This is a genomic window from Salinimicrobium sp. CAU 1759, from assembly GCF_054482715.1.
In genome coordinates this window covers 612792-630185 of the sequence record NZ_JBTLRK010000001.1, presented here as the reverse complement: position 1 = coordinate 630185, position 17394 = coordinate 612792, and the positions used below count along the sequence as shown (strand labels likewise).

Genomic DNA, 17394 nt, shown 5'->3' with positions numbered 1-17394 from the left:
AATGAAAAAACTGAAGATTTACAAGTTCATTTTAGTTCCGGCTGTTTTGCTTTCGCTGCAATCTTGTTTTGTGGCAAAAGAATATTCGCGTCCTGCCGAAGTAGTCGAGGCGGAAACTTATCGAACCGATGAACTTCCAACCGATACCATTTCCATGGCCAGGATCTCCTGGCGGGAATTTTTCACAGATCCTGTGCTAACAGATCATATTGAGCGGGCGCTGGAAAATAACCTCGATATTCGCATTGCGTTGCAGCAAATAGAGGCTGCCGGGGCATACCTGAAACAGGCAAAGGCTCAATACCTGCCGTCTTTAGGACTATCATCACAGGTAACTCATCAACAACTTGCACCAAACAGCCAGTTTGGGAGCTTCTTTGACGGTTCAATAACTCAATATGAAGCAACGGCCAACCTTTCCTGGGAAGCAGATATCTGGGGCAGGATCAAAAGCAACGAGAGAGCACAGAGAGCTGCATACCTGCAAACTGTGGCAGCGCACCAGGCGGTAAAAACCAGACTGGTGGCAAACGTTGCAAATCTTTACTATCAGCTTCTGGCTTTGGATGAGCAACTGGAAGTAACAAGAGAAACAGTTGCCAACAGGATGAACAGCCTTGAGACCATCAAAGCTTTAAAAGAAGCAGGAAATGTTACTGAAGTCGGCGTCAAGCAAACTGAGGCCCAGCTTTACCGTGCACAGGCAGTGGTCATAGATCTCGAAATCCAGATAAGGCTGCTGGAAAACACTTTTTCTATTCTGCTGGGAGAAGCCCCCCATCAAATAGAAAGAACAGCCTTAGAAGATCAGGTTCTGAATACCGAACTAAAGACAGGATTTCCGGTACAACTACTTAGAAACAGACCGGATGTTATAGCTGCGGAATATAACCTGGTAAACGCTTTCCAACTCACGAATGTGGCAAGAAGTAATTTCTATCCCTCCTTAAGTATATCTGCGACCGGCGGATTCCAAAGTCTGGATCTGGCAGAACTTATTGATGCCAATTCCCTTTTTGCAAATGTGATAGGCTCACTTGCGCAGCCACTCTTCAACAGGAGACAGATCAGGACTCAGTATGAAGTGGCGCAGGCACAGCAGGAGATCGCCTTTTTAGAATTCAGAAGATCTATTCTCAATGCCTCACAGGAAGTATCTGATGCCTTATACAATTATGCCGCAGCCGACAAAAAGCTGGAAATAAAACAGAATGAATTTGAGGCCTATGATCTCGCAACCTCATATTCTGAAGAACTGCTCAACAGTGGCTTTGCAAATTACCTGGAAGTACTTACAGCCAGAGAAAACGCTTTGAACTCCCAATTGGAGCTGGTGAATATCAGGTACGACGAATTAAGTGCAATAGTAGATCTATACCAGGCGCTTGGCGGCGGCTGGCAGTAGAAAATGATTTTATCCGTACAATTGCCCTGCCTCCTGGCGGGGCTTTCTTATTCTAAAGTGCCGATAAAGGCGGCACTCTAAGATCTTCGATATCCCATCCCGCAAGTCTGGCACCGGCCAAATATGCATTTTCCATAAAGTCGAGCAAAATTTCAGCAGGTCGCTCTTTTTTCAGAAGTTCATCGTAAGGCAGGATTGCCAGCCAACTGCCGTTATTCTCTACCCATTGTGCTTCAGCAAGTCCCAGATCTGTTTTTTCAATGCCTTTGGGAGCAGGACTGGTATAGGAGTAAAACGCAGGTTGCGGAATATTGGGATCTCCCGGCCAAAAGCCAAAGCTAATGCATTCGTGGCTGTATGCATCCTTGTCTGAAACCCTTGCTTCAGAAGGCATTTTTGGCGCCCTTTTTCCGGAGAACCTTGTAACCGCCAGGTCCATAGAATGCCAGTAAAGATGTACGGGACAGGTCTTTCCATAAAATCTGCCACTAAAGTTTCTGAAAACATTAGAAGCCCAAAGCATAACTTTGTAATAGCGCTGCACGTAGTCACTGTCGTAGGCTCCAATGTCGTGCAGATCCTTAAAATACCTGTCGATGTTGAGATCGAAAGGCTTATCAAGAAGTTTTAGTTCAATTCTGAATCTTTTTAAAATGCCCTGAAGCTGCAGGTAGAAATCGGCTACCGATGTATCTTCGGAAAGACCAAAAGACGCTTCTTCTCCCCTTGAAGTAGCTACCTCTAGTTTGTGCTGCTGTAGGTTCAAGAGCAGAGAAAAAGTCTCAAATTCATCTCCATAAGGAATAGGCCCGGTTGTAAAACCTTTGGTGTCCACATAAAGTGTGATATACCACCAGTGATTCTTACGCGGATTAAAGCTCATCCTTATCTTACCCATGATCTGAAAAAACAGGTGTAAAGTGAGCTTCTGTGTTTCGCTGCCTTTATACTGCAGCTTTGGTAAAAGATTTTTTTCCATAGCAATAAATTTTAATGACTCAAACCTGCCATAAAAAATTGCTAAGAAAAAGTAGATTGGGATTTACTTTAATTCACTGCCTTTCGCGGCCCACCAGGGATGGATCTCCACCTCAAGTCTACCGGCCTGCACTGCAGGATCAAGTCTTGCAAGGCTATCGGCCATTTCTAAGGTGGGAGTATTATAAACTGCAATACCACGAATGTCTCCGTCATCACCAAAAGGGCCTGCGAGGCTCATATAACCTTCGCTTGCCATTTGACTTAAGTGTGCCATATGCTGCTGCTGAAGTTGTGCCGCTGCTGTGGAATCCTGACTGCGATTCTCTCCCCTTTTCAGAAAGACGATGTAATACTGCTGCATGAGGTACTGTTCTCCTCCATCTTCATACACAAAGGTTTGGTAGCCTTTATTCTTAAGATCTTCTGCTTCCTGTCCTAGGTTAGGAATTGTATCGGGCATTCGCGCCTCTACTTCTTCGGGCCCCGGAATACCCCTGATGTCTTTGCCTTGATTACATGCTGCTAAGATCCCAATTGCAGCTATTAAAAAAAGTACTTTTTTCATGGTCTTTCTTTTTGCCATTCCCTGAACGGAAATTTACTTAAAAACGAATTATAATATTTTTGGTTGCCGGTAACTTCCTTTCCCAGCCACTGTGGTTTCTCAATTTCTTCATGCTTTTGCTTCAGCTCAACTTCGGCTAAAAGTAGGCCTTCATTTTCTCCCAGGAATTCATCTACCTCAAAAATATGCTTTCCAACTTTCACTTCATGTCTATATTTTTCAATCACTCCGGGCTCGCAAAGCTTCAGCATTTTTTCAGCTTCAAAAAGAGGAATTTCGCGTTCCCATTCAAACCGGGAAAGTCCGTCGCTGCTGCTCTTTCCTTTTACAGTCAAAAAGCCCTGATCTCCTCTTATTCTCACCCTCACAGTTCTTTCGGGTGCTGAGTTCAAATATCCCTGGACGATCCTGGTTTTATTAAGTGCTTCCTCCCTGAAATCGGGGGTGTCTAAAATGAGAAATTTACGTTCTATTTCCTGCATGTCCAATCTTTAACGGTAGCTCGTGGCGATTTCCATAATCTCATCTGATTTTATGCGGGTTGCCGAATATTTATTGTTGGCCACATAGGTCATCGCATCGGCTATTAAACCTGCATGAATGCTTTTATACTTCTTGAGCGGTCCCACCAGCAAGTGGTTACCAACACTCATGACCTTTTTCCATGCGGCCTCAAAAGGTCGTTTTTCCTCTCTTTTTCCGGCGATGAGCGATGGCTGAAAAATATAAGTCTCAGCAATTCCCTGCGCCAGCACATCCCGCTCCATCTCTCCCTTTGTGCGATTATAAAAGAATTTACTGTCCGCATCGGCTCCTAATGAAGAAATGACAAGAAAGCGCTCAATGCCGTTCTCCTTGGCCAGTTGTGCGGCTGTAACAGGAATTCCGTAGTCGATCTTACGGTAAGTCTCGTCATCGGGTGTCCTGGCCTGGGTGGTACCAATGCAGCAGTGCACTTCATCGGCTTTAAAGTCTTCAGCATATTGATCAAGCTCAAAGAGGTCAATTAAATGTTCCTCGATTTTGTCACTTTTGAGACCTGTAGTTGACCGGGAAAAAAGTTTGATCTTCTCATATCGCTCATCCTTCAAAAGCCGGTTGAGAAGCTCTCCGCCTGTAAGTCCTGTTGCTCCGAGTATGATCGCTGTTTTCATAGCTTTAGTTTTTTATGAAGGTAGAAGATTTATACTTCAAATCAAAGGTGGTCAAAAAGGGCAAATCAGGGTTAAATTTTTCTTCGGAAGAACTTAATTGCGGATGGACTTCAGCAAAGATGAAGCTGAAGTTTCACTAATTTTACAGCGATGGAGGAGACAAAACAGCGCAAGATCATTCACGTAGACATGGACGCTTTCTATGCCTCGGTGGAACAGCTGGATAATCCTGAATTACGCGGGAAACCGATCGCCGTAGGTGGCAGCTCCCAACGTGGCGTGGTAGCCGCGGCAAGCTATGAAGCGCGAAAGTTTGGCGTTAGAAGTGCCATGAGCAGCGTGTTGGCCAAGCGCAACTGCCCAGATCTCATCTTTGTCAAATCCCGCTTCGACCGTTATCGCGAACTTTCAAACCGCATTCGAAGCATCTTTTTTGAATATACAGACCTGGTGGAGCCGTTGTCCCTGGATGAAGCCTATCTCGACGTGACCGACAACAAAAAAGGGAATCCCAGTGCATCTCTCATTGCACAGGAAATCCGCCAGAAGATCAAAGATAAAACGGGTCTCAACGCTTCCGCAGGAATATCGATCAATAAGTTCATTGCGAAGGTTGCCAGTGACATCAATAAACCTAACGGACAAAAAACCGTACCTCCCGAAGAAGTTGAATCTTTTTTGGAAGAGCTTGAGATCAGGAAATTCTACGGGGTGGGCAAAGTAACCGCCGAAAAGATGTACCGGCTGGGCATCTTCACCGGAAAAGACCTTAAAAGCAAATCTCGTGATTTTCTGAATGAGAACTTTGGCAAAAGCGGGGAATATTATTTTCAAGTGGTGAGGGGAATTCACAACAGTGAAGTAAAACCTTCCCGCATTAGAAAATCCCTGGGTGCAGAACGCACTTTTGAGGAGAATATCTCTTCGGAGATCTTTATGCTGGAACGCCTGCAGAACATTTCCGAAGAAATTGAACGCCGACTGGCTAAAAGTAAAGTGGCTGGTAAAACTATCACCCTTAAGATCAAGTACAGCGATTTTACGCTTCAAACCCGAAGTAAAACTCTCTCTTATTATATCTCTTCACAAGATCTCATTTTAGAAACTGCAAAAGAATTGCTGTACCAGGAAAAGATGAAGGAATCGGTGAGACTTTTGGGTATTTCACTATCCAACCTCAATACAGACAAGGAGGAAAAGCAGGAAGAGAAAAAGGAAATCGCGGTACAGTTGAAATTTGATTTTTAAGAACGCTGCGCTTTCAGAAACAAGAGCCAAAAGACAAGACTAGAAGGTTGCGGGTTGCGGGTCAAAACGTTGCAGGTGGCAGGTTACAACTTCAGAAATAGAAAAAGCCACAAAGAGAATTTCTCTGTGGCTTTGCTTTATCTCAAATCTTAAGTCTAAGATCTAGTATCTACTCAATTTCAGAAATCCGCAGCGTGTTCACCATACCTTTATTGGTGATAGGCATTGCAGCCAGGTTGATCGTAAAATCCCCTTTATCCACGAACTTGTATTCTTTAGCGATCCTGTTGATATCATCAATAGTCTCATCTGTACTCACCATCTTATCGTAATAGAAAGCCCGTACTCCCCAAAGTAAACTCAGCTGATTTAAGATCCTTTTATTGGAAGTGTAAACGAGAATATTTGATTCGGGTCTCCATGCAGAGATCTGGAAAGCAGTATAACCACTATTGGTAAGGGTACAAATAGCCTGCGCCTTGATCTCATTGGCCATGTGAGCCGCGTGATAACAGATCGACTTGGTGATATATCTTTTTGTGCGTACGTGTGGCGGTTCATGAGGCACTTTAATAAGCGGAGAATTCTCAACACTGAGAATGATCTGACTCATTTTTTCAATTACCTGTACAGGATAGTTCCCTACAGAAGTCTCCCCACTAAGCATCACAGCATCGGCCCCGTCCATTACAGAGTTGGCCACATCATTCACCTCGGCTCTTGTTGGAGTAAGGCTGGTGATCATGGTCTCCATCATTTGAGTCGCAATGATCACAGGAATTCTTGCTTTTTTAGCTTTTAATACAAGCTGCTTCTGAATAAGCGGAACTTCCTGCGCCGGGATCTCAACTCCAAGGTCACCACGAGCTACCATGAGTCCGTCGCAATAGGCAACGATCTTGTCAATATTGTCTACACCTTCAGGTTTTTCAATCTTGGCAATGATAGGGATCTTGTGCTCTGTGTGTTCCTTTATGAGATTCTGAAGTTCAATAAGGTCATCGCTGTTCCTCACGAAAGAAAGAGCGATCCAGTCCACATCCTGCTTTACTGCAAAGATCGCATCCTGTATATCTTTTTCAGTAAGTGCCGGGAGAGAGATCTTGGTATTAGGAAGGTTTACCCCTTTCTTTGATCTTAAAGGACCTCCCTGGATCACTTTAGCCAAAACCTCATCTTTTTTATTGGTGCTTACCACTTCAAATATGAGTTTGCCATCATCGAGAAGAATTCTTTCTCCCGCTTTCACGTCTTGTGGAAACTGGTCGTAATTCATGTAGACCCTGGAAGAAGTTCCTTCAAACTCCTCTCCTGTGGCAAAGGTGATCTCGTCTCCTTTACTCACTACAACCTCTTCCTTCATTTTTCCAACCCTTAGCTTTGGACCTTGAAGGTCGGCAAGAATGGCGGTGGTATAACTGTGTTCTTCGTTGAGTTCCCTAATAAGCTCTATCCTTTGCTTTACATCGTCATAATTTGCATGGGAGAAATTGATACGAAACACGTTTACACCTGCCTCCATCATATCTCTCAAAACTTCCTTAGAGCTTGTGGCCGGCCCAAGAGTGGCCACTATTTTTGTCTTCTTCGTATTCGGCATTTATTCAAAAATTAAATTTTCCTTTGATTTTATTCGATCCAGATCGAACGCATAGGCAGTAGATACCTGTGGGATCTCCATTATCCTGGAGGTAAGTATTTTCTCGGATACTGCATCCAGTTCATCTTCGATCTTTACCAAGTAGTCTACCTGCTTAAATTCCGGTAATAAAAATGATTTTTTGACAGCCAGTTGTTCTCCAAAAAAAAGAGATTCTCCACCCGAACCCGACATTTCTTCTTCCCGGGCAACATTGCTCACCAGGTGATAGGTGCAATATTTTTGCAGATCTTCATAAAAAAAATGGGCAAAAAAAGCATTTTCTGAACCCTTGTGAAGATCTACGTCTTTTGGTGTTCTGGCCAGCTTTAGGTTTAAATGCTTGTTCAACAGGTAAGCCAGCTTATACTCCTCTACCGAAGAATGTATAGCAAAAAGCTTGTAGGGCTGTTCAAAAACTTCATCTAAGACCAGTTTATGCGCCGGCATATTTTTCTAAATCGAAGGTTAAAGGTACAGATTGTACCGCAGAAAATCGTAATTTTTAGCCTATAATTTCAGAATATGTTACGAAAACGTTGTAGTTTCTGCTATATTCTTAAGAAGGCGCAATTTTAGTCTGCAGGGCGTAATAAGCTCTTTTGGAAGCTTTTTCTTCCGCCTTTTTTTTGGAGGTCGCCCGGGCCTTCGCTACTACCCTACCTTCAATTCGAAGTTTTACAGCAAAATGCTTCAGTTCATCTTTACCCGTGTCTTCATAGATCTCATAATTGAAATCTTTTTTCTCTTTTTGACACCACTCGATCAATAAGCCTTTATAACTTATAACAGTACCTTCCAGTTGCTCAATATCAACATAGGGATCGATCACCCGTTCATAAATGAACTTTTTCACGTACCTGTATCCCCTATCGAGATAGATGGCGCCAATGAGAGCCTCGAAGAGATTACCATGAATGTTGGTCCCGAATTGTTCGGTTGGAATATTGGTTTGAATGTGCTTTATCAAATCGAGATCTTTACCGAGCTCATTAAGGTGCTTTCGACTCACGATCTTTGACCGCATTTTGGTAAGATAGCCTTCGTTACCCCCCGGAACCTCATTAAACAAATGAGAGGCTATTACAGCACTTAACATGGCGTCTCCCAGAAATTCCATCCTTTCAAAGTTAATGGCATTTCCTTCGGAATCTTTTTGGTTGAGTGACCGGTGCGTAAAAGCTTTTTTATAGTGGGAAATGTTCCTGGGTTTGAATCCCATGATCTTTGTTAGTTCCACAAAAAAATTCCCGCCTCTGGAGGAGCGGGAATTTAATATGTTTCTAATAACACTCATGGATACTTTATTCGTCCAGCTTTTTGAAGAGGACGCAGGCATTATGCCCTCCAAAACCAAAAGTATTGCTCATCGCAACTTTTACGTCTCGCTTCTGCGCCTCATTGAGGGTAAGATTAAGCTCCGGATCAATATTTTCATCGGCTACTTCATGGTTGATAGTAGGTGGCACCACGCCATGTTTCATGGCAAGAATAGAAGCAATGGCTTCTACCGCCCCGGCTGCACCCAGCAGGTGACCGGTCATGGACTTTGTAGAGTTGATGTTTATATTCTTTGCGTGCTCACCAAATACCTTCTTAATGGCCTTAAGTTCGGCCACATCACCAAGAGGTGTAGATGTTCCGTGGGTATTGATATGGTCTACATCTTCAGGTTTAAGTCCTGCATTCTTAAGACAGTTTTCCATTACAGCGACAACCCCAATCCCTTCGGGATGTGGTGCGGTCATGTGATGGGCATCTGAAGATAATCCGCCGCCAAGAACTTCGGCATAGATCTTTGCTCCCCTGGCCTTAGCATGCTCGTATTCTTCAAGAATAAGAGCACCTGAACCTTCTCCCAAAACAAATCCGTCACGTGTTGCATCAAAAGGTCTTGACGCAGTTTCGGGGCTTTCATTTCTGGTTGAAAGGGCATGCATGGCATTAAATCCACCCATACCTGCAGGAGCAACGGCTGCTTCGGAACCTCCTGTGACAATCACATCACTGTGACCTAACCTAATGTAGTTAAGCGCATCAATAAGTGCGTTTGCCGCAGATGCACAAGCCGAAACCGTAGTATAGTTAGGGCCCATGAATCCATGCTTAATGGAAATGTTTCCGGGAGCAATATCCGCGATCATTTTGGGAATGAAGAAAGGGTTGAATCTCGGGGTTCCATCACCTTTTCCAAAAGCCAATACCTCATCCTGAAATGTTTCAAGACCTCCAATCCCGGCACCCCAAATAACTCCAACGCGAAGTTTATCGATGGTGTCAAGATCAAGCTCCGAATCTTTGATAGCCTCATCTGAAGCTACCAAAGCATACTGAGCGAATTTATCAAGTTTCCTGGCTTCTTTGCGATCAAAATAGTCTTCAACTTTGAAGTTCTTGATCTCGCAAGCGAATTTAGTTTTGAATTTCTCGGTATCGAAATAAGTAATGGGTGCCGACCCGCTTTTTCCATTTACCAACCCTTCCCAATATTCTTCAATATTGTTTCCAATTGGGGTAAGGGCACCTAATCCAGTGACTACAACTCGCTTTAACTCCATAAGGATATGTTACTTTTTTATTTCTTTGCGTCTTCAATATAAGAGATTGCCTGACCAACCGTAGCAATGTTCTCTGCCTGATCGTCTGGGATCTGGATATCGAATTCTTTCTCGAATTCCATGATCAACTCTACAGTGTCTAATGAATCAGCGCCCAAGTCGTTGGTGAAGCTAGCTTCGTTTACTACTTCGTTCTCGTCAACTCCTAATTTGTCAACGATAATCGCTTTTACTCTTGATGCAATGTCTGACATAACTTGTGTTTTTAATTTTGAATTAAGTGGCAAAAATAAAAAACTTTATTTTAAAACCTGTTTTTACTTTAAAAATGTGAATGTAAATTAAACAATTTCCAGCTAAAGCCAGTATTTTTACCTGCTAATAATTGTTAAGACCTATCTCTTGCCAACCAGCCAAAATTCAGAAAAAAAGAAAATTGTGATCTTCGCCTCGGGCAATGGATCCAATGCTGAAAATATTATTAAATACTTCCAAAAAACCGGTACTGCCAGGGTGACGGCTGTTTTTTCGAACAACCGCACCGCCAAGGTTTTGCGCAGGGCTCATGATCTCGATGTGAAGGCACTGCATTTTGACCGGGAAGCACTGTATGATACTGAGGATGTTCTTCACCTGCTGAAGGATATGAAACCCGACCTTATTGTCCTCGCCGGATTTTTATGGATCTTCCCAAATAAGATCATTAAACGCTTTCCAAACAAGGTCATCAATATTCACCCTGCTCTCTTGCCAAAGTACGGTGGAAAAGGCATGTATGGAATGAACGTGCATAAAGCTATTTTAGAGCAGAAAGAAGTGGAGACCGGGATAAGCATTCACTTCGTCAATGAAAAATATGATGAGGGAGAGCTCATCTTCCAGGCCACCACAGCCATTGAACCCGAGGATACTGTTGAGGATATTGCCGCTAAGATCCATGAACTGGAATACGAACATTTTCCAAAGGTGATCGAGAAACTTTTATTAGCTTCAGAAGATGCATAATCCACAAGTACATATATACACAGACGGAGCTGCAAGAGGAAACCCGGGCCCGGGCGGTTATGGAATTGTGATGGAATGGGTGGGTAAGCCATACTTCAAGGAATTTTCCAAAGGCTATAAGCATACCACCAACAATCGCATGGAGCTGCTTGCAGTAATAGAAGCTCTTAAGAAGCTCAAAAATCCCGAAACCACGGCTACAGTCTTTACAGATTCGAAATATGTCGCCGATGCAGTAGAAAAAGGCTGGGTCTTTAACTGGGAAAAGAAAGGTTTTAAAGACCGGAAAAATGTAGACCTGTGGATAGAATTCCTCAAAGAATACCGCAAGCATAAAGTGAGGTTCAAATGGATAAAAGGGCACAATGACCACCCTCAAAATGAGCGATGTGACCGGCTCGCAGTAGAGGCTTCAAAAGGGAATAAACTTTTAATAGACAGTGGATTTGAAGAGGACTCAAAAAGCCTTTTTTGAGTACTATTGCTTGAAAAACAAAACCGTATATTTGCACCTCATTTTTAAAGAACACCAATGAACAAATTATTAATAGTGGGTACAGTGGCTTTTGATGCAATTGAAACCCCTTTTGGTAAAACAGACAAAATTCTTGGCGGCGCGGCTACATATATAGGTCTCTCTGCTTCACAATTCGAGATTAAGAGTGCAATTGTTTCCGTAGTAGGAGAAGATTTTCCGCAGGATTACCTGGACCTTTTAAAAAGCAGAAATATTGACCTTTCCGGAACCGAAGTTGTAAAAGGAGGTAAGACTTTTTTCTGGAGCGGAAAATATCATAATGACCTCAATTCCCGCGACACCTTAGATACTCAGCTTAACGTATTGGCCGATTTTCAGCCGGTGGTGCCTGAAGAATTTAAATCACCTGATGTTGTGATGCTGGGTAACCTTCACCCACTTGTTCAATTGAGTGTACTGGAACAAATAGAAAGACCAAAGCTTGTTGTCCTGGATACAATGAACTTTTGGATGGATAATACCTGGGAAGACCTTATGAAGGTGATTGCCAAAGTAGACGCTCTTACCATTAATGATGAGGAGGCGAGGCAACTCACAGGAGAATATTCTCTTGTAAAAGCAGCCCGAAAGATTTCTGAAATGGGTCCTAAATACGTAGTGATCAAAAAAGGGGAACACGGGGCTCTTTTATTTCACGAAGAGCAAATTTTCTTTGCCCCTGCTTTGCCGCTTGAAGAAGTTTTTGATCCTACAGGTGCAGGAGACACTTTTGCCGGTGGTTTTACAGGATATTTGGCGCACACAGGAGATATATCCTTCAAGAACATGAAAAATGCAGTGATCTTTGGATCAAATCTGGCTTCTTTCTGTGTTGAGAAATTTGGAACCGAGAGGATGCAGGAATTGTCAAAAGAAGATGTGCATCATCGCCTGGAGGAGTTTAAAGCCTTAACACAGTTTCAAATTAACCTAACTTAATTTCTACGCCCTGTAATTTCAGGGCTTTTTTTGTGACTAAAACCAGGTCAAATAATATCAATATATGAGTGACGCTTTAAAACACGAATGTGGGATTGCCCAGCTGCGACTGCTTAAGCCTTTGGAGTATTATAAGGAAAAGTATGGCACAGCATTTTATGGGGTGAACAAGATGTACCTGATGATGGAGAAGCAGCATAACCGGGGGCAGGATGGCGCCGGTTTTGCAAGCATAAAGCTCAACACTCAGCCGGGTGATCGTTACATTAGCCGAATCAGGTCTAATGCAGCGCAACCTATACAGGATATTTTTGCGCAGATCAACGACAGGATCAACGAAGAGATCAAGCAGAATCCCGAATATGCCGATGATGTTGCACTTCAAAAGAAGCATATTCCTTATCTGGGAGAACTATTCCTGGGACACGTTCGCTACGGTACATTTGGAAAGAACAGTGTAGAAAGCGTACACCCTTTTCTTCGGCAGAACAACTGGATGCACAGAAACCTTATTGTGGCCGGAAACTTTAACATGACCAATGTACACCAGCTTTTTAATAACCTGGTAGAACTTGGACAACATCCAAAGGAAAAGGCAGATACCGTCACCGTAATGGAGAAGATAGGCCATTTTTTGGATGATGAGGTGCGTAAATTGTATAAGAAACTTAAGAATGAAGGATATACCAAGGTAGAAGCCTCGCCAATTATCGCAGAGCAACTTAAGATAAGTAAGATCCTTAAAAAATCTGCGAAGAACTGGGATGGCGGCTATGCCATGGCCGGACTCATAGGGCATGGAGATTCTTTTGTATTAAGAGATCCCGCCGGAATAAGACCTGCATATTATTATAAAGATGATGAGGTTGTAGTGGTTGCTTCTGAAAGACCTGTTATTCAAACTGTCTTTAACGTAGATTTTGACAAAGTAGAAGAATTACCCCCGGGACATGCTATTATCACTAAGAAAAATGGAGAGGTTCGTATCAAGCAGATCCTTGAGCCTCTCGAAAGAAAAGCTTGTTCTTTTGAGCGGATCTATTTTTCCCGCGGAAGTGATGCCGAGATCTACAACGAGCGCAAGATGCTTGGCAAACTGCTAATGCCCGAAGTGCTTAAGGCAATTGATCACGATACGGTGAATACAGTCTTTTCCTTTATTCCAAACACTGCTGAAACCTCTTTCTACGGAATGGTGGAAGCAGCGCAGGATGAATTGAACAAACAAAAGAACGATACTATTCTTGCTGAAAAGGAAACTCTCACTGACGCCCGTCTTCAGGAGATCCTTGCACACAGGTTAAGAACTGAAAAGATCGCAATCAAGGACGCCAAGCTCCGTACATTCATCACCGAAGACAGCAGCAGGGATGATCTTGTCGCTCACGTTTATGATGTCACTTACGGCGTAGTACGACCCGAAGATAACCTGGTGATCATTGACGATAGCATTGTGAGGGGAACCACGCTTAAGAAAAGTATCCTTAAGATGATGGATCGCACCAATCCAAAGAAAATTATTGTGGTTTCCTCTGCACCACAGATCCGTTATCCCGACTGCTACGGAATTGACATGGCCAGATTAGAAAACCTCGTAGCATTCCAGGCTGCGTTGGAGCTACTTCAGGAAAACGACCTGTACCATATTGTAGATGAAGTTTATGAGAAATGCCGTTTACAGGTGGAGCTTGATGATAAGGATGTACAGAACTTTGTAAAGGAGATCTATGCTCCTTTTACAGATGAACAGATCTCCGATAAGATTGCAGAGCTGTTGAGTGATGAGAGTATAAATGCGGAGGTTAAGATAATCTTCCAATCGGTAAAAAACCTTCATAAGGCATGTCCAAAGAACCTGGGAGACTGGTATTTTACAGGGGATTACCCCACCTTTGGAGGGAACCGGGTGGTAAATCGTGCTTTTATTAATTTCTACGAAGGAAGCCTGGAAAGAGCCTATTAAGTTGAACTATTTTCTGACTTTTTTAAAGAGCGTTGTGTAGTTTAGCTAAAATATTTGCTTTTCATCTAAAAAGATCCTGAAGACAAAGAATAATATCTACTTTTACAAAGCCATAACATAAGTAGGTTAAGTTCATGGTAGATTTGGGGCAAAAAAGGTGGAGCTTTCCACCTTTTTTATTTGGTACTAACTCAACTCTACGCCTTTTCCAAAAAATCTCTTCAAAATGGCATTTTTGACACCCTATTAAAGACGAAAGACCGCCGGGCTACAAGAGACAGGAACCAAGGCAAAAAAACTGAAATTTTTTTCTCAGGGATGTGGAGTGGCGAAACCACTGAGACTGCATTCCCTAAAGATGACAGTCCCGTTCTTGATCTTTAATTAATTGAAGAATAATGAAACTATTCTCTTGACTCTTACGTCTTAGGAATTCACCATTCTTTAAGCTGAAGGCTTTCACCGTCGAACACTCCGTAAGTATAGAAATTTATCCAGTCTCCCAGGTTCATGTATTTTGAATTCTCCTGAAGCTGAATATCCAGCGGCAGGTGCCGGTGACCAAAGATGAAGTAGTCATAGTGTTGCGTCTCCAGCTTTCGGCGGCAGTACTGGATGAGCCACTCCTTTTCTTCTCCCAGAAAATTCACATCTTCCTCTCCTGAGATCGCTTTATTCTTTACTGAAAAATACTGAGCTAAAGGCATCCCGATATCAGGATGAAGCCAGCGGTATAGCCATTTGGCAATAGGATTCGTGAAAACTTTTTTCATGCGTTTGAAACCCTTATCGCCGGGGCCCAGACCATCGCCATGGCCTATCAGGAATTTCCTGTCATTGAAAAGGAATTCTTTTGGCTTGTGATACACCGGGATATCAAGTTCTTTTTGGAAGTAATCATTCATCCAGAGATCATGATTCCCAACAAAGAAGTAGATGGGAATTCCACGGTCCCTTAGCTGGGCTAATTTACCAAGAACACGTACAAATCCTTTTGGTACTACGTGCTTATATTCAAACCAAAAGTCGAAAAGATCTCCCAACAAAAAGATGGCAGCGGCGTCCTCGCTTACGTGATTCAGCCATGCCACGAACTTTTCTTCCCGCGGCCGACTTTCTTCGGGTGTAGGCGCTCCAAGATGATTGTCGCTGGAAAAGTAGATCTTTTTACCTTCAGGTATCTGCATTGACGGGATTTGTGGGTAAAGATAGTTTTAAAATTTCCGAAGTTAAAATCTTCAGAAAAAATGGCCTCCTTCCCAAGCCTCTTTGGGCATTTTCTCAAATAAGGCTATCTTTAAAAGAAACTGTATAGAATGGATAAATTGATCACGGGAATTCATCACGTTACTGCTCTTGCCGGAAATCCACAAAAGAATCTGGATTTTTACACCGGCATCCTCGGGCTGCGCATGGTGAAGAAAACTGTGAACTTTGATGCTCCCGATGTCTACCACTTCTATTACGGGAATGAAGCGGGAACCCCGGGTTCCATTATGACTTTTTTTCCATATGACGGGATCCAAAAAGGTCGCCACGGCAAGGGAATGCTCAATATCACTACCTTTTCTGTTCCCTCAAATTCCCTGCTGTACTGGGAGGATAGACTTCAGAAGTTTAAGATTGATTATCGACCCGCACAAGACCGCTTTGATGGAGAAGCCGTGATCTATTTCGAGGATCCTGATGGTCTGGGTCTGGAGCTCGTATTCAACGATAGGGACAGCAGGCCCGGCTGGACCTATGGCAATATTCCGCAGGAGCATTCCATTAAGGGTTTTTACAGCGTGGAGATATGGCAGGAAGGTTATGAACGAACAGCAGGCTTGCTCACAGAAGGACTGGACCACAATCTTATAGCTGAAAAAGGTAACCGCTTTCGCTTTGCAGCTACAGATGCACCCGGAAATTATATAGATATACTCTGTCGTCCCGATGCTCTTCGCGGCCTTGGAGGTGGCGGTACCGTCCACCACCTTGCTTTTTCTACGGCAAACAAGGAAAGTCAGCTGGAGGTAAGAGAGAAATTAACCAGGTTGGGACATAATCCTACTCCGGTTCTGGACAGGCAGTATTTTGAATCCATCTACTTCAGGGAACCCGGCGGAGTCTTATTTGAAGTAGCCACTGCCGAACCCGGTTTTGCCATTGATGAGCCGCAGGATAAGCTGGGAGAGGAACTAAAGCTTCCGCCGCAGTATGAATCCCGGCGCGATCTGATAGAAAAAGCGGTAACTCCCGTAGAATTGAATCTCACAAACTTTAAGTAATGCTACATAAGAAAGATTTTAGATACAATGGTACTCCTGTAGAACAAGCTAAAAAGGCGCTGATCATGGTTCATGGTCGTGGCGGATTTGCCGAAGACATTCTCGCCGTAGCCGACCATCTTAAAATTGAAGATTTTGCCCTGGTTGCGCCTCAGGCATACAACAACAGCTGGTATCCTCTTTCTTTTATGGCTCCGGAACAGCAAAATCAACCCTGGCTTGATTCGGCTATAGAAATGCTGCAATTGCTGGAGGCAGAGCTTAACGAGAAGGGAATTGCTTCCGAGAATATTTATTTTTTCGGATTTTCCCAGGGCGCCTGTCTTACTCTTGAATATGTTACCAGGAACGCCAAAAGATACGGCGGAGTAATTGCCATTATTGGAGGATTGATAGGTAAGAACATCAACACGGGAAATTACCTAACAGATTTCGATGGTACACCCGTTTACCTTGGCACCAGTGATCCTGATGCTCATGTTCCGGCAGACCGGGTAAAGCAAACAGCCGAAATACTGGAAAGCAAAAATGCGAGAGTAGAATTGCAGATCCACAAAGATGCCGGTCATGCGATCATTCCGGAAGAATTGGGCCGTGCCAATAACTTTATCTTTGGATATTCCGGAATGGAAAATGAGAAGCCTTAGGAATTATCCGAAGCAAACCATTCGGCATATGAGGTTTCGGTTTCCTGCAGCTTTAAAGAAAACAACTGGATATGATCTGGTAGTCGTTTCTTGATCCTTTCAGCAAAATCCTGGATCATATTTTCACTGGTTGGTTGATATTCCACCAGTATCACACTGTGTCCTCTCTTCTGTAGTTCTTCGGCCAGTTCCACATGCGGGGTGTTCTTGTTAAAAACAGTCGCATGATCGAATTTATCAACGATCTCCTGCTTGACGATCTTCTTTAAGTCCCCAAAATCAATCACCATCCCAAGTTTTACGTTATCCTCATCTTCTATAGGTTCACCAATCACGGTAACTCCCAACTTGTAGCTGTGGCCATGAACATTCCTGCACTTGCCGTCATAGCCAAAGAGTGCGTGCCCTGTCTCAAAAGAAAATTGTTTGGTGATGCGAATCAATGCCATATCAAAAATTTGTGCAAAGATAAGGCTTTTTGGCTGCCGTGATTTTAACTTTTT

The 17394-nt window shown here is 43.3% G+C and carries 19 protein-coding genes; 8 read left to right on the top strand and 11 right to left on the bottom strand.

All coding sequences use genetic code 11. The annotated features are described in order from the left end of the window. The first annotated feature begins 1 nt into the window (after position 1). Entirely contained in the window at positions 2-1405 is a 1404-nt protein-coding gene (locus tag ACXYMT_RS02875; RefSeq protein WP_459057579.1) for an efflux transporter outer membrane subunit, read from the top strand. Positions 1406-1457: 52 nt separating this feature from the next. On the opposite strand, the gene ACXYMT_RS02870 is transcribed toward ACXYMT_RS02875, so the two are convergent. From ACXYMT_RS02870 to ACXYMT_RS02855, 4 genes are all read right to left on the bottom strand, one after another. After that, positions 1458-2384, bottom strand: coding sequence for a DUF5996 family protein (locus ACXYMT_RS02870; protein WP_459057578.1), 927 nt, complete (start codon positions 2382-2384; stop codon positions 1458-1460). 63 nt (positions 2385-2447) lie between these two features. Further along, entirely contained in the window at positions 2448-2951 is a 504-nt protein-coding gene (locus ACXYMT_RS02865; protein WP_459057577.1) for a YciI family protein, read from the bottom strand. Continuing rightward, positions 2948-3433, bottom strand: a complete 486-nt coding sequence (locus ACXYMT_RS02860) for a CYTH domain-containing protein (protein WP_459057576.1) — start codon at positions 3431-3433, stop codon at positions 2948-2950. The genes ACXYMT_RS02865 and ACXYMT_RS02860 overlap by 4 nt, the downstream gene beginning before the upstream one ends. A gap of 9 nt (positions 3434-3442) precedes the next feature. Continuing rightward, complete coding sequence (locus tag ACXYMT_RS02855) at positions 3443-4105, bottom strand: NAD(P)H-binding protein (protein ID WP_459057575.1); 663 nt, start codon at positions 4103-4105, stop codon at positions 3443-3445. A gap of 150 nt (positions 4106-4255) precedes the next feature. Between ACXYMT_RS02855 and dinB the strand changes: the two genes are divergently transcribed. Further along, entirely contained in the window at positions 4256-5353 is a 1098-nt protein-coding gene (gene dinB, locus ACXYMT_RS02850; RefSeq protein WP_459057574.1) for a DNA polymerase IV, read from the top strand. A gap of 169 nt (positions 5354-5522) precedes the next feature. Here dinB and pyk read toward each other — a convergent pair whose 3' ends face one another. From pyk to ACXYMT_RS02825, 5 genes are all read right to left on the bottom strand, one after another. Then, positions 5523-6953 (bottom strand): pyruvate kinase, encoded by a 1431-nt coding sequence (pyk, locus tag ACXYMT_RS02845; RefSeq protein ID WP_459057573.1) that lies wholly within the window; start codon positions 6951-6953, stop codon positions 5523-5525. Continuing rightward, positions 6954-7442, bottom strand: coding sequence for an IPExxxVDY family protein (locus tag ACXYMT_RS02840; RefSeq protein WP_459057572.1), 489 nt, complete (start codon positions 7440-7442; stop codon positions 6954-6956). Positions 7443-7551: 109 nt separating this feature from the next. Beyond that, the gene (gene rnc / locus ACXYMT_RS02835; RefSeq protein ID WP_459057571.1) at positions 7552-8289 is read right to left on the bottom strand and encodes a ribonuclease III; all 738 of its coding nucleotides are present in this window, start codon (positions 8287-8289) and stop codon (positions 7552-7554) included. 7 nt (positions 8290-8296) lie between these two features. Beyond that, on the bottom strand, positions 8297-9550 hold the full coding sequence (gene fabF / locus ACXYMT_RS02830) for a beta-ketoacyl-ACP synthase II (RefSeq protein ID WP_459057570.1): 1254 nt from the start codon (positions 9548-9550) through the stop codon (positions 8297-8299). Between the two features lie 17 nt (positions 9551-9567). After that, positions 9568-9804, bottom strand: coding sequence for an acyl carrier protein (locus ACXYMT_RS02825; protein ID WP_013069791.1), 237 nt, complete (start codon positions 9802-9804; stop codon positions 9568-9570). Positions 9805-9952: 148 nt separating this feature from the next. Here ACXYMT_RS02825 and purN point away from each other — a divergent pair, with 148 nt between their 5' ends. From purN to ACXYMT_RS02805, 4 genes are all read left to right on the top strand, one after another. Next, positions 9953-10555 (top strand): phosphoribosylglycinamide formyltransferase, encoded by a 603-nt coding sequence (purN, locus tag ACXYMT_RS02820; protein WP_459057569.1) that lies wholly within the window; start codon positions 9953-9955, stop codon positions 10553-10555. Beyond that, positions 10548-11030: a ribonuclease HI gene (gene rnhA, locus ACXYMT_RS02815; RefSeq protein WP_459057568.1), complete on the top strand. Its 483-nt coding sequence runs from the start codon at positions 10548-10550 to the stop codon at positions 11028-11030. Before purN ends, rnhA begins: the two co-directional genes overlap by 8 nt. Before the next feature lie 57 nt (positions 11031-11087). Next, complete coding sequence (locus tag ACXYMT_RS02810) at positions 11088-12011, top strand: PfkB family carbohydrate kinase (protein ID WP_459057567.1); 924 nt, start codon at positions 11088-11090, stop codon at positions 12009-12011. A gap of 64 nt (positions 12012-12075) precedes the next feature. Continuing rightward, on the top strand, positions 12076-13974 hold the full coding sequence (locus tag ACXYMT_RS02805) for an amidophosphoribosyltransferase (protein ID WP_459057566.1): 1899 nt from the start codon (positions 12076-12078) through the stop codon (positions 13972-13974). A gap of 434 nt (positions 13975-14408) precedes the next feature. Here the strand turns inward: ACXYMT_RS02805 and ACXYMT_RS02800 are convergent, their stop codons facing one another. Next, positions 14409-15161, bottom strand: a complete 753-nt coding sequence (locus tag ACXYMT_RS02800; protein ID WP_459057565.1) for a UDP-2,3-diacylglucosamine diphosphatase — start codon at positions 15159-15161, stop codon at positions 14409-14411. 129 nt (positions 15162-15290) lie between these two features. On the opposite strand from ACXYMT_RS02800, the gene ACXYMT_RS02795 reads away from it, so the two are divergent. Together ACXYMT_RS02795 and ACXYMT_RS02790 are read left to right on the top strand one after the other, a co-directional pair. Further along, complete coding sequence (locus tag ACXYMT_RS02795; RefSeq protein WP_459057564.1) at positions 15291-16244, top strand: ring-cleaving dioxygenase; 954 nt, start codon at positions 15291-15293, stop codon at positions 16242-16244. Continuing rightward, entirely contained in the window at positions 16244-16891 is a 648-nt protein-coding gene (locus ACXYMT_RS02790; RefSeq protein ID WP_459057563.1) for an alpha/beta hydrolase, read from the top strand. Before ACXYMT_RS02795 ends, ACXYMT_RS02790 begins: the two co-directional genes overlap by 1 nt. Here ACXYMT_RS02790 and ACXYMT_RS02785 read toward each other — a convergent pair. Further along, positions 16888-17340, bottom strand: a complete 453-nt coding sequence (locus ACXYMT_RS02785) for a 6-pyruvoyl trahydropterin synthase family protein (protein WP_459057562.1) — start codon at positions 17338-17340, stop codon at positions 16888-16890. The genes ACXYMT_RS02790 and ACXYMT_RS02785 overlap by 4 nt on opposite strands. Between the last annotated feature and the right edge of the window lie 54 nt (positions 17341-17394).